This is a genomic window from Pseudoalteromonas sp. MB47 (genome assembly GCF_011319765.1).
GTDB lineage: Bacteria > Pseudomonadota > Gammaproteobacteria > Enterobacterales > Alteromonadaceae > Pseudoalteromonas > Pseudoalteromonas simplex.
The window spans coordinates 202,182-215,497 of record NZ_VFBD01000029.1; the positions used below are offsets into that span (position 1 = coordinate 202,182).

Below are 13,316 nucleotides of genomic sequence, written 5' to 3' on the forward strand. Positions count from 1 at the left end.
TTGGCAGCCTTTTGTTTTTAGTTTAAGCCATTGCAGGGCGAGATTTATAATACTGAATACACCCTAGTTGCGCGGCATTAGTCAGTAATATCATCACAAAGGTTAGTATGTGAGACACACTTGGTGTCGCCATAGCAAGTTCGGCAGCGAGGCCACAGCTTCCAGCAACAAACTGTAGGCTAAAGTAGCGCGCACTTAAATTACTAATATCACCACTTTTAATGGTTTTATAAGTCTGCGGCATAACACGAATAGAGCTCATGACTAAACCTACATAAGTTAGCCAGTTAAGCACCGTTGCTGTTTCATAATGAGGGTTAAGCAACAAACCAAAAGGCACGACCGAGATGGCTAATAACCCAGCTAGCTGCATGCGTTGCTTTCGTTCAGCATTGTAACGAACAAAGTAGTAAAGAATCACACCACTTAGCATGCCGGTAACAACAAACGGCAAAACCATGTAAAAACGCTGAAAAAACAGATTAAAGGTGATGAAATACACACTTTGCGCAACACCAAAGCTCATCATTAACAGCGAAACGCCCGACACACTGCGATTTTTACGGATCTTATTTAAAAGCGGATAAAAGCTAAACGCTAAAATAAAGCATGAAATAATCGGCAAAAAGTGCGCCAAAACAGACCTCTCTCGTTACAATTTAGTTAATAAGTTAGCAATTTATAAATCGCCCATAAAAATGCAGTAAACAACTGTTTTTAAAGCGATTTAAAAGAGCGCGGCATTGTAATGAGAGAGTATTAGAATGCAATAAAGAATAAAAAATATACAACTGACTATTGGCAAGATATCCGTACAAGCTGTTTACAGCTGATGACACTAACGACTGACTTGAATAGTCACTGCAATATGGGTACATTGAGCGGATAGTATTCAGGAGAGAAAAGCTATGAAGCCAATTTTATATGTAATTGTTTTATTTTCCTTTTTGGCTGGATGCGAGAGTACAAGCCAACATTCAGCCCCCCCTCCTAGCGTTGCCAGCTTACTAAACAACGAACATTTTCAACAAGTTGAACTAAAAGACCCTGAACTTTTTACCTTACCAGCCGAGGAACAAAAACGCTTCCTTAACTATTTCACAAGACACCAAGGTGACTATTTAAGAGATGATCAAGTTCTTTATCAATACTTAGAAAATAAGCTCAGTAATTTTAATTATTTTAGCGCCACCTTAAATGCCCAACAGGCATTACAAAATGAGCAAGGCAATTGCATCAGTTTAGCAATTTTAACTCACGCATACGCGCAACTAGTCGGGCTCAAAACTGGTTTCCAAGCGGTCTCAAGTGAGCCTGTTTATAGTAAGCAAAATAATATAGTGTATGTGTCAGGCCATTTTCGCACCAAAGTCTATGCCCCTTTAAGTGAAGAAGATAATTATTTGGTACCGCCAGGTACTGTCATTGACTACTTTCCTGCTCGTGGTAGTTTTTATTCCGGCCGCGCTGAACTAAAAGATTTAATTAGCCGTTATTACAGCAACTTAGCAAGCGACGCACTTATTGCTAACCAATTTGATTTGAGCTACAGCTATATTTTAAAAGCCAATGAATATACACCAAATTCTGCTGCGCTTTACAATTTAGCTGCCGTATTACATCGTCAATCGGGTGATTTAGCTGGAGCAAAACATATTTATCAAACAGCGATGCAGCATGGCTTTAAAGATACGAATTTACTACATAATTACGCAGTGCTGGCCGAGCAACTGAATGATCAGGTTTTGGCAGAGCAGCTCAATTCACAACTTGCTATGCTTAGACAAGACCCGTTCGAGTTACTCGCTACAGCGATTAACGCTCGTAACAATGGCCAATTTTACAAAGCAAAACAACAACTCGAGGAGGCTATCGCATTAGCTCCGTATTTATCTGAACCATATATTGAGTTAGCGATTGTAAGTTATCAGCAAGGTAATGAACAAAGCAGCAAAGAATGGCTAGAAAAAGCCATTGAGATAGAAAATAAAGACGAAAAACTAGCACTTTATCACGCCAAGCTTTTCGCCTTAAAAGGTCAACACTAGTTTATAACGAGTAATAAAAGCTTAGCCAAGCGCGTAAATCATTTTCAAAGTCGTCGCCTTCTACTCGGGCGACGCCAAAATCAAGGTTTACATCATTTAAACCTGCAGGCCCCATGCCAAAGCTAAAGTCTCCTTGCCACTTGAGACCGTAACTTTGTGCATAAACTCGGTTATCGACCTGATGCTGTTGGTAGTAAAGCCAAGGTAATGAATCTTTGTAACTAATGCCCCCGCCATAGCCTTTATAGCGGTTACCTAATTGACTAATAAACGGCAGCTCAGGAGCAACAACAAAGCCGCTTTGCGTGTCATTATTAATTAAGTTTGACTCATAACCACCAAGCGCAAGGGTACTGTCATCGCGATATTGCTGTGCAAAATTAACATAAACAGGAATATCAAAAGCATAACCGCTCAATACGGTGGCAAAGTTATAGCCCTGCCAATTATTCGAGTTGGCATCACCGGATAGCCACTGAGCACTCACAGACTGAGCAAAACCGTATCGCTGTCTATCATGTTGCCATTTTTGTTCAAGTCCAAGGGTTAACCATTGATCATCCCCCTTACTAAAATCACTGTAGTTATAGCTCAAACTCGGTGTAATACTAAGCTGCTGAAACTGCAACGGGTAGCTCATGGCTAAATGCGCCCCAGTGTTACTTATTTTCACCGGTATTTGTGAATGGTACTGTTTTGCCGATTCAAGGTCGTAATCAAATAACAGCGCTTTAAATTTTAAATCAAACGCTGAGTACTTAGCGGCCGCGAACACCCCTTCCAGTGCTTTGTCATGTAAATCAGCACTGTAGCCTGCTTGTAAATCGAGCTGCTTTAAAAAGTCGTTACTTTTTACTCCAAGAGTAAGCAGCGAAGATGATGCCGAATAATACTGAGATGCCAGCGAAAAGGTGGGTTTTTGCTGCCAAATATCATAATCAGCTGGCTCAGTTGGGCTTTGCGGGTAGATTTTCGCCTCAGGTAATACTTCGCTCGTTACTTGCCCTCGTGGTGGCGCTGCACTTTTAGCAAATTCAACAACCTCTAATCCTTGTGGTTGCTCAGCAAAATGCTTGATATTCGGCCCTTCAGCAGTGATCGATAAATACAAAAGTTCACCATTATTCATTGCCATTGGGTGTGCAACAGCTTCTTGGCCTTGCGTTAATTGGCGGAGTGAACTGCTTTGTAGATCATAATGATATAAATCGAGAGCTTTCTTTTTACCGGCAACAAAATATAGCCCTTTGCCATCTGCTTGCCAATTAGGTTGTGACAGATACTGATAGCCCTCAGGCATTGGCACAGTAAGTGATTTTTGAGAGCTTAAATCTTGTATATACAACTCCCAATTGGCATTCAATGTCGCTTTTAAATAAGCAAGTTGAGCTTTATTAGGGCTTAGTAATGGATAGTCATAAACCGTTTCTAGGCTTTTCTCAAATAAAGGGGTAGAAACACCCGTATTGAGGTCAAGGCGCACTAGCTCAGAGAAACCATGCTGAGTTTGCTCAGCATAAACAGTTTGTCCGTTATCACTAATACTAAAACGGCGCAGCCCTGCATGATGCGTCAAAGCGCTCACTTTACCAGTGTCGATATCATAGCGGTATAAATCAGAAATACCTTGAATGGAGCCTTTAGCAACCGTTGTTGTGGCAGTGAAAAACAGAGTATTTTCGTCTAACCACTGCGGGTTTTTTATACCCTGCCTATTAATTTGCTGAAGCACATGTTGTTGCTTACGTTTAAAGACATTGGGGGCTTTATCTGCGATATCGACAGGATCATCATCAAGTAACGCTTGTTGCTGCTTTGCAAAATCATCGGCAGCCTGTTGATTGTCATCAGTGCTATAAATGACTAAACGTGTTTCGTCATCTTTGTTGCGCTCAACAATCGCAAGTTTACTGTTATCTAAACTTAAAACAGGGTTCGAAGCGTATAAATCAAGCTCTAACCAAAGCTTGCTTGTAAGTGTTTGCTCACTTACCTCTTTAGCCATTGCTTTATAAGTATATTCGGCAATAAAACGACGATATAGGCGCTCAGGTGAATCGCCAAATACCCCGCTAAAGGCCTCATCAAAATCACGTGCTTTAACCGCTTGCATACGTGTCCAAACTGCATCAAGGGTTTGCGCTGAATAGTTCTCTTCAAGCCAAGCAAGAAAACGAGAACCCATTAAATACGCCATTGAGCCAGCTAAAAAGCCCCCTTCGGTATTACTCAATTGGCTATATCGTGGCAATGCACCTTGCTGTGCAAATTCAACCAGTATTGCTTCTGAAAGGTTATCGTATAAACGACCCCGCCCTGTCATTTTCGACTCCAGCAGCGTTGCATACCCTTCGGCAGCCCAGCGCGGCATTTCGCCTTCAACTAAGTCGTAAATATCCCAACTATTACGAATAGCTTGGCGCACGTCACTTCGAGTAGGCTGAGCAAGGTGCACCAAATGAATATATTCGTGCAAAATTAATAACTGCTGCCAACCATCGGTGTTAGAAATCACCGTGTCGGATTGTGGAGGCGTGGTAAACAAAGCCATTAGAGGTTTGTTAGTCACCGGCAAAGCAAAGCCATTGGAGGCGTTAATTGGGTCAAAAACCAGAACATCGACCACTTCATCAAGAGCACGGTTTTGCTGTTTTAGTACCTTATCGCGAACAATTTCAAGCTCTGTTGCCGCTGAACGGGCCCATTGCTGATTCTCAGTACTAAAATGCACATTAAAGTGCTCGGTATGAATGGTTTGCCAAGTCTCTTGGCTTGAAGCGTGGCTAGCAGCAAGTAATGCCACAGTTAACAGGGCTTTTTTCATCACAATCCTTGATTAGCATGTTGCTTAATTTAAGAATTAGTATGCGATGCTTTTTTAAAAGGCTGAAGTTAAAAAGTGTAAGAAATTACTCCAGTCTGATCGGTCGTACTAGACCGAGTAATTGATAAATAATAAAAATAGTCACGGCAAACATCAGGCTACTTCTTAATGCACCGAGCCCCGCAATGACTAAAGCTGCGGTTACGAGTAAAGCAATTGCTGTAACGGCAACACTCACACATAAGCCCTTACACTCCTGCTGCGAACGTGCATAACAAAGTAAGGCAACAACACCCGAAATAGCTAAAATAGGTAGTAAATAAATCATTGCGCACCCGTGGTTATTGACGTTGCGCTAGTATACCTCAATATTAAAATGAATCAATGATATTGAGAATTATTTTCATTTAAAACCAATTCCGCTCGACGCCTTCTATTTCATATAGGGCGAAATCAGCAAACTGCTCAGCCAGCTCTGCTTTTAAATAAGGCATTGATACTGAACCAGAAGCAAGTTGTATATACAAGCTTTTAAGCTGTGATCGGCGCATTAAATAAGTGCTTATTGTGGTGACACTTTGTGCTTTATAGATTTCAAAAACACGATACTGCACACCCAGCATGCCGGTTTTAAATACGGCAAAAAAGCGGCCGTCATGTTGATACATAGCCACACCCGTTTTTTGATAATTCAAAAACACACCGATCATCAAAACTAAGCCCACGACAATGCTCCACAGCATCGTAGCAGCATCAAATAAGGCATTGAAAATTAAAGCAGAAAATATAGTAGGTAGGAGCACATATAAAAACGTATTCTTATAAAGTAAAGCGCGCTCAGGCTTAACAAAGTTAAGCTCTGTTAAATCAACAAACCATGGAAATAACCAGCCACACACGGCTTGCACTTGCTCTTTGGTGATTACTGGCATCACTAACGTTTGTTTATTTTTATGTGCCGCAAACCCAGCAGCCATACCACCACTACTCACTTGTGGGCAAATTAAGGTATAGCGATTAAGCAGCCGAGCAATAATATTTTGCTTGATTTGCACACTTTGAATTTTCGACACGCTGATCGAGAGTTGCTGGCGCTCAAATAAACCTGCCACACGCTTAAACTTATCGTCCTGAAAATACAGCTGAAAGTTAAAAAAGCGCACCAAGGCCATGACAACAGAAAGTAAAATAGCACATAAAACAATGGCAACAACCATGATTAACACAGCGATTGCAGCGGCACTACCAACGAACGCAGCTTGCTCATTCAGTATGGCCTCTAGGCGGTTTATGATGGTTTTTTCGAGGTACTCAAAAATCACATTCATAAATGGAGCAAGTGCAGCCAATGCCAATATTGCCATGTTCGACATCAAACCAAACTTAGCAATTTCAGCATTGCTGATCGTTAAGGTTTTCGGTTTATCTGTTGCTTCGCTCTGCTCAATAGACGGCTGTTCTTGCTGTTGTAACTGAGCCTTAAATTCCATAACTTGTTCACGAACTTGCTCGGCATAGCTAAGCTTAACTCCCGGGATCACAGCTTCTTGAGCACTACTACCGGCGGCATCGAAAATACAATTAACTAAATTAACTGGCTGAAAATAAAAAGGTTCGGCAATGTTTACGTTCTGTACTCGAGCAAATTTTAGGGTTAGCCGCTCTTTTTTAAATACCCCTTTATTGAGCAGTATTTCGTGACCATCCGTTATGCGGTATTTAAAATTACGATAATAAGCAAAGGCATACAGCACTAAAACTAAAGAGGCCACGGCAACAGCTATTTGCCCCCAAAACAGCTTTTGCTCAACTTGCGTAACAAATAACACCAAAATAGGCAGTAAATTAAGCAGCCCATCTTTTATGAAGCGCAGTGCAAAGTGAACAATAAAATACAGTAGCGCCCATGGCGACACGCGTTGCCATTGTTGATCACTCATCGGCAAGCTCATTTTCTTGAGTTGCTGCATTATCACCATAACTTTGCACGAACTGGCGGACATCATTGCATTGTTCGTCCGTTAACCCACTGATATGTAAATCAGCACTCATGCCACCGGCACTGTAAAGCCTGAGTGTTGCGAGTCCTAACTTTCGCTCAATTGGGCCGCGATGAATTTCGGTGTGTTGCACACGAGAAATAGGCAATAAGGTGATTTGTTGCCAAATTAAACCTCGCTTAAAGGCAATATCATGCTCTCTTACTGCCACCCCTTTGGCGCGAACGCTGTAAAGGTTGTAAACCATTGACAGTATTACCAACAATGGCAAAACCAAAAGCCAAGGTGTAGCAATAGCTTGGCTAATGGCTGGATTAAAGTGCCGTACTGTAATGATCACGGCCATTAAAGGCACATAAAACAACAACCAATTTAGTTGTACATGCCATATCGCATTATCTGCAAGTGGTTGGAATTGAATCGTTTGATGCTTTGGTAGGGTTTCTATTTGTTGATTCCTAAACACGGTAATTCCTTGTAAAGGCCAGCGGTGCCGGCCTTACGTGCTAACACTGAGTTATTATATGTTATAAATTATACCCAGCGTAGTTTTGTTGCAAGTGTGTGGCTTGCTCCTGGTGCAAGTTCAACACTATCATCAAGGACATTAGCCGCTTCTAAACACAGCATGACGTGATATTCGTCATCAGCAAAATTAGAAAGACGTTTTGATTTATCAATCCATGGGTTCCAAAGTACACACGATGTTGAATTTTCGCGGCCTACTTCAATAATGCCATCAGGTGTAATGATACGCTGAGTGTCTTTTGCTTCGGTGTAAACCATGTCTGTTTCACGCGCGAACGACACTAACTCATTTTGCTCAAATGGACCTTCAGCAAATTCGATGTATTTCGCGCCTTGCAGGCCATCTACTTTTGTTTCTTCAATTGCTGGTGTTGGGAAATACGTGTGCAGTGCTTGAGTAAACTGTACAGTTTGGTTATCTAAGTTTGTGGTTGTTAAACGTAGCTCTAAGCTAGAGGTTAAAATAAACTCGGCCAATAACTTAGTTTTATAAGGCCAATACTTTTCATCAACTTGCGTCATCGGTAATGACAAGCTGATATAAATAGAATCGTCTTGCTCTTTCACTTCTTCTGCACGCCATAAACTTGTGCGAGCAACACCATGAGCTGGCCAGCCTTCATGTTGGCTTACTCCGAACCATGGCCAACAAATCGGAATACCGCCTCGCACACCTTTGCCTTCTTGGTAATCTTCTAATTCTGAGACCCATAATAGTGGCTTTTTATCGGTTGGCGTGAACTCAGTGATCTGCGCACCTTGCAGAAAAATAGTAGCGCTACAAAACTCACTAGCAACTTTAATAAATTCAAGCCCAGTTTCACTTTGCTCAATCGTAACTGATGGCGATAACTTCATAATTCGTCCCATTTAATGAAAGAAAAATCCACCTTACCCAATGCAGTAGCTTTTAGTAAATAATATTTAGTTATTTGTATAAATTGTTTTACTACAAAGTGATGGTGTCACCTCGTAGTTGCATTTTAAGTGTTAACAACAATTACTCCATCTAAATTTCAACTTTTATGTTTTAATTTCTACTCTAATTAATAAATAAACACGATAACAACCTTTATGGCCGCAAATTATAAGCCACATAGTTATTATTTATTTGAACTCAATTTATTAGATGTGTAATATTTTGCGATTGCGGTTGTTCCACGCCGCCTTATTTAAGAGACAGAAACATGCAAAAGTATGACGAGCTACTAGTGTCGCTGCGCAAAGTGATCAGAGCCATCGACCTTCATTCAAAACAGCTCAATAAAACCTCAGGCTTAACAGGCCCACAATTACTGATTATGAACGAGGTTGCACAAACCGATGGCATCACCGCTAGTCGCATTGCACAAAATGTAAATCTAAGCCCGGCGACGGTTACCAATATCTTAGACCGTATAGAAAACCGTAACCTGATCACCCGTGTACGTAGCCAATTAGATAAACGCCGAGTTAGTTTGCATCTCACAGAAGCAGGTAAACAGCTATTAGAACAAGCACCTCAACCTCTGCAAGAGCACTTCATCGAAAAGTTCTCAGCACTCGAAGAGTGGGAACAAAGCTTATTACTTTCATCAATGCAACGTATTGCCGCAATGATGGATGCAGATCAACTTGATGCTTCACCACTACTTGAAGTTGGCGCAATCACCAAGACATTAGAACCACAGTAAAAATTAAAACTGATTGATTAATATTAATTTTCTGTGGCTAGTCTTGGGTTCAGCATGAATATCAACTATGCTTGGTAGTACCCATTCCAACACTAGCGAAAATTCATGCTTAAACTATCAAAGTTAGCCCTCGCAATAGCCTTGGGCACAACTTCAAGTCTTAGTCAGGCATCTGAAATTGATGACCTTCAAAAACAGCTGCAGTTACTGAAACAGCAAATGCAGCAACTGCAAAGCAAACTTGATGCTGCAGAAGAAAAATCACAGCAACAAGCCGAGAAACAAGCGCAAATTGATGCACAAGTAGCAAAGCAACAAAAGCAACTTGAGCAGCAAACAGCGGCTGTTGAAGCTCCTAAAAAAGAATCTGGCATTAAGGTTGGGGGTGCAGTACGTACCAACTTCAGCCATACATCCTATGACGATGGTAATAAAAACCGCGGTGGCGACTTCGACTTTGACATCTTCAGACTAAATTTTGCAGGCGATGTCGGTGATGTACAGCTTAACGCTGAGATCCGTTTTTTCGATTACATGACTGCAGTTAAATATGCCTATGCAGCCTATGACTTTGCTGAAGACTGGCAGGTGCAGGCAGGTATTACCAAAGTGCCTTTTGGTAACTGGCCTTACAACTCGCACAACTATTTCTTTGGCACTACTTATTATATAGGTCTTGAAGATGATCATGATTTAGGTGTTCTATTCAAGCGCAAAATTGCTGATAACTGGCAAATTGATCTTGGCTTTTTCAAAAATGATGAGCTAGGTGGCGTTGACGGCTATGTAGACGATAGAAGCGACCGCTACTCATATGATGTTGTCGGTTTCCGCTCTGCTGATGAAGGTGTTTATGCCGAACCAACCAATCCGATTGGTGAGTACAATACCTTCTCTGGCCGTTATGGCTATCATTTTGAGCATGACGGCGGCACCACCGAGCTAGGTGTTTCTGCGTTATCAGGTGGTTTGCATGACGGCGAAGACAAAGCCGGCGATTACTACGCTTGGGCACTGCACTTAAACAGTACTATTGGCCCATGGAACTTCCAGCTCCAGCATGGTGAGTATAACTACGATATCGACAACGTCGACCGTATGGCTGTGGGTGCTTATGCGTTTTACGATAGCATTGCCGCAGAAGCAACCATGACTAATGCCAATATCGCTTACAGCCTGCCTGTAGAGTGGGGTCCGGTAACAAACCTGCAGTTTTATAATGACTACGGCATTATTTATGACAAGTCAGATAACAGCGAAGATACATGGATGAATGTAACAGGGGTATCTGTTGCCGCAGGTGGCTTATTCACTTATTTTGATTTTGTACAAGCGAAAAACCAACCATTTGTTGGCGGCTCAATTGCTGGCGACAGCGACGACACTGAAACTCGCTTCAATATCAATATTGGTTATTATTTCTAGAAATAGCCAAAAATAAGACCTACAAGCCCAGTTTAAACTGGGCTTTTCATTTGTTTGAAGTAAGTTTACCTATAGTGTTAGCTAATAATATTAAGCTGAGCTAAAGTTAAATAAACAACATGGTGTAGACTATGTTGCTAAAACCAATAAATACAAACCACCTTGATCATAGGTATCGAGCAAGCACTACAACGATTTAAGTTTTATCAGGCCCAACTTTATTGATGAATGTGAGAGCGGCGTTTAACGCCTATAAAAATGGCTGCTATCAATTACTCGGGTTATTGATGGTGGGTTTAGGTATCATAGGTATTGCATTACCTGTGATGCCTACGACTATCTTTTTTATACTAGCATTGGCGTGCTTTACCCGCTCATCACCCAAGCTTTCTGCCTGGCTGCTAAACCACCCAAGATACGGCCAACCGTTAAGGTTTTGGCAAGAGCATAAGGTTGTCCCTACCCGCGCTAAGTTATTAGCAGGTTTTGGTATGGCTATCGGATATGCTTTTTTACTACAAAGTACCGCGCCAATTTGGGTGATGTATCTTGTGGCAGTGATTGAATTGAGCGTATTAGCCTATTTAATTAACCGCCCATCTGCGCCCAATAAACCAACCCTAATTCAAGTTAATATAACCACACAGATGCGCTTGATGTTGCTTGCCTGTTTTCTCAGCTCGCAGCTAGCAGTTATGGCTTATCTCGCTATTCATTTCTAGCACAAAGAAATGTAAAGAACGTAAACCTGCTTGTTATCAGTAATACAAATCATTATCATATTTGTATCTTTAACGAATAAACCGCATTATGTTCTCATTTAACAAACGCAACTTTTATAGCGTTAGCCGTGCCTTGCATATATACCTTTCAACGGCCTTATTCTTTTTACTTATTTTATTTTGTGTCAGCGGCATCATCCTTAACCACGTTAGTTGGCTCGAAAATGATAAACATAATGGTCAGAACCAACTACTTGTTTCTGCTGAGTTATTTGAAAAAGCGCAAACAAACCTCGACACATTGCCAAGCCTTTACCCTGAAATAGAACAATACATGCAACAGCAGTTTTCACTCAGCAATGTAAAAAGTATTGAGTGGGAAAAAGAAGATGCCTTGGTGATGCTCGACTACCCGCTTCCGGCTGGCTTTGCCTACGCCGAAATCGATTTTCAAACCGGTGAACTTAATATTGATTATCAAACCGGTGGCTTTATGAGTCTGATCGGCGACTTACACAAAGGCCGCCATACAGGTGAAGCATGGAGCTGGGTGATTGATATTTCAGCTGTTTTGATGATTCTGTTTGCTGTCACCGGATTATTTATTCTCTTTCAAAACCGTAAAAAACGTGCCGCAGGTCTTTGGTTAACGCTTCTTGGTGTTGCCACGCCTTTGGTTATTTATCTAGTTTGGGTGCCTCAACTTAAAGGAGTATCTTAATGAAACAAGCCCACTTACTCGTTGCTCTACTAATTGGCTGTTTATTCAGCCCACTGAGCTTTGCAAAAGATCCCAACCTCACCGTTGAATTTACCTTACCTGAGCTAGATGTTTCTCCATATCATCGCCCTTACGTGGCGTTATGGCTAGAAACACCTGAACGTAAACACGTTACCACGATTGCACTTTGGGTCGAAAAAGCTGAATGGTTTAAAGACTTACGTCAGTGGTGGCGAAAAGCCGGTCGTAGCAACGACAACTTTGATGGTGTGACAGGTGCAACAAAACGCCCAGGTACTTATACGATTGAATGGCAAGGTAAAGATTTAAAAGGTAATCCAGTTAAACCTGGCAGCTACCTACTTAATGTTGAAGTTGTACGTGAAGAAGGTGGCCGAGATTACACCCGCGTTGAAATCGACTTAACAAAAGACGGCAAAGTCACAATTAAAGGCGAAAAAGAGTTCGCAACTAGCTTTGTTACCATTACCAGTAATTAAGGACAAACAATGAAATTAAAATTATTAAAAACAGCGCTGATCGGCGCTGTGACCTTCACAGCACTTGCATCTGGCTACGCACAAGCACATGCCCGTTGGTTAATGCCATCTCACACTTCTTTATCTGGTGAGAAAACTCACTACGTGATGATCGATGCCAGTATTTCTAATGAGTTATTTAGCCCAGATAAAGCATACCGCCCAAAACAAAAAGGCGCAGAGTATGACGACAGCTTATTAGTTGCCCTTGCACCAAATGGTAAGCCGGTCGAAGAAACGATTCGCGCATACTATTTAAAACGCAAAAACTCAGCGGCAGTGAGCTTAACGCAAGACGGTACTTACCACATTGCTATGCAGCAAAAGCCAATGCTAATGACTTTCTATAAAGACAAAGATGGCAACCGTGGCCGTGTGTTCGCAGGTAAAAAAGAAGCAGACCTACCAGCAGGCGCAACCGACGTGCGCACTGTAAAATCAATCGCAACTGTTGATACTTTTGTAAGCCGTAATGGTACTTCTAAGCCAACATTGCTTGGTCAAGGCTTAGAAATTTCAGGACCTACTCACCCGAACGATCTATTTGCTGGTGAAGAAGCTAAGTTCCAATTATTAATGGATGGCAAACCAGCTGCCGACGTTGAGCTTGCGATTGTTCGTGGTAGTGCACGCTACCGCAACGAGCGTGACGAAGTGAAAGTAACAACCGATAAAAAAGGCTTCTTTACGGTGACATTCGCTCACGCCGATATGTATCTAATTGAAGCATCAGTTGATCAAAAACCAACAGAGGCCGATATCGATAACGTACGCTACTCATTATTCACAACACTTGAAGTAGCGCCTGAATAATAAGCTGATTAGGCCTCAATAAA

At 41.6% G+C, this 13,316-nt stretch carries 12 protein-coding genes and 1 pseudogene; 7 read left to right on the top strand and 6 right to left on the bottom strand.

The annotated features are described in order from the left end of the window. Positions 1 to 22: 22 nt before the first annotated feature. The gene (locus IMPJCBKJ_RS17240; RefSeq protein ID WP_054552304.1) at positions 23 to 637 is read right to left on the bottom strand and encodes a PQ-loop domain-containing transporter; all 615 of its coding nucleotides are present in this window, start codon (positions 635 to 637) and stop codon (positions 23 to 25) included. Positions 638 to 908: 271 nt separating this feature from the next. On the opposite strand from IMPJCBKJ_RS17240, the gene IMPJCBKJ_RS17245 reads away from it, so the two are divergent. Further along, on the top strand, positions 909 to 2,048 hold the full coding sequence (locus IMPJCBKJ_RS17245; protein WP_166341245.1) for a hypothetical protein: 1,140 nt from the start codon (positions 909 to 911) through the stop codon (positions 2,046 to 2,048). Between the two features lies 1 nt (position 2,049). On the opposite strand, the gene IMPJCBKJ_RS17250 is transcribed toward IMPJCBKJ_RS17245, so the two are convergent. From IMPJCBKJ_RS17250 to IMPJCBKJ_RS17270, 5 genes are all read right to left on the bottom strand, one after another. Continuing rightward, complete coding sequence (locus IMPJCBKJ_RS17250) at positions 2,050 to 4,872, bottom strand: hypothetical protein (RefSeq protein ID WP_166341247.1); 2,823 nt, start codon at positions 4,870 to 4,872, stop codon at positions 2,050 to 2,052. Positions 4,873 to 4,957: 85 nt separating this feature from the next. After that, positions 4,958 to 5,200: a hypothetical protein gene (locus IMPJCBKJ_RS17255; protein ID WP_105181001.1), complete on the bottom strand. Its 243-nt coding sequence runs from the start codon at positions 5,198 to 5,200 to the stop codon at positions 4,958 to 4,960. A 79-nt stretch (positions 5,201 to 5,279) separates the two neighbouring features. Next, positions 5,280 to 6,842, bottom strand: a complete 1,563-nt coding sequence (locus IMPJCBKJ_RS17260) for a PH domain-containing protein (protein WP_240921052.1) — start codon at positions 6,840 to 6,842, stop codon at positions 5,280 to 5,282. Then, on the bottom strand, positions 6,805 to 7,338 hold the full coding sequence (locus tag IMPJCBKJ_RS17265) for a PH domain-containing protein (protein ID WP_166341249.1): 534 nt from the start codon (positions 7,336 to 7,338) through the stop codon (positions 6,805 to 6,807). Before IMPJCBKJ_RS17265 ends, IMPJCBKJ_RS17260 begins: the two co-directional genes overlap by 38 nt. A 68-nt stretch (positions 7,339 to 7,406) precedes the next feature. Then, positions 7,407 to 8,258, bottom strand: coding sequence for a D-hexose-6-phosphate mutarotase (locus IMPJCBKJ_RS17270; protein ID WP_138599104.1), 852 nt, complete (start codon positions 8,256 to 8,258; stop codon positions 7,407 to 7,409). Between the two features lie 329 nt (positions 8,259 to 8,587). On the opposite strand from IMPJCBKJ_RS17270, the gene IMPJCBKJ_RS17275 reads away from it, so the two are divergent. The 6 genes and pseudogenes from IMPJCBKJ_RS17275 (at position 8,588) to IMPJCBKJ_RS17300 (ending at position 13,293) form a co-directional block, all read left to right on the top strand. Then, positions 8,588 to 9,073 (top strand): MarR family transcriptional regulator, encoded by a 486-nt coding sequence (locus IMPJCBKJ_RS17275; protein WP_054552297.1) that lies wholly within the window; start codon positions 8,588 to 8,590, stop codon positions 9,071 to 9,073. Between the two features lie 105 nt (positions 9,074 to 9,178). Beyond that, positions 9,179 to 10,498, top strand: a complete 1,320-nt coding sequence (locus tag IMPJCBKJ_RS17280; protein ID WP_054552296.1) for a porin — start codon at positions 9,179 to 9,181, stop codon at positions 10,496 to 10,498. Positions 10,499 to 10,722: 224 nt separating this feature from the next. Then, positions 10,723 to 11,112: pseudogene (locus tag IMPJCBKJ_RS17285) on the top strand (YbaN family protein); the annotation flags it as partial. Between the two features lie 196 nt (positions 11,113 to 11,308). Continuing rightward, positions 11,309 to 11,941, top strand: coding sequence for a PepSY-associated TM helix domain-containing protein (locus IMPJCBKJ_RS17290; protein WP_054552295.1), 633 nt, complete (start codon positions 11,309 to 11,311; stop codon positions 11,939 to 11,941). Further along, the gene (locus IMPJCBKJ_RS17295) at positions 11,941 to 12,441 is read left to right on the top strand and encodes a DUF2271 domain-containing protein (protein WP_054552294.1); all 501 of its coding nucleotides are present in this window, start codon (positions 11,941 to 11,943) and stop codon (positions 12,439 to 12,441) included. The genes IMPJCBKJ_RS17290 and IMPJCBKJ_RS17295 overlap by 1 nt, the downstream gene beginning before the upstream one ends. A 9-nt stretch (positions 12,442 to 12,450) precedes the next feature. Beyond that, positions 12,451 to 13,293 carry a DUF4198 domain-containing protein gene (locus tag IMPJCBKJ_RS17300; protein ID WP_054552293.1) on the top strand — a complete coding sequence of 281 codons (843 nt, stop codon included), beginning with the start codon at positions 12,451 to 12,453 and terminating at the stop codon, positions 13,291 to 13,293. Positions 13,294 to 13,316: the final 23 nt, after the last annotated feature.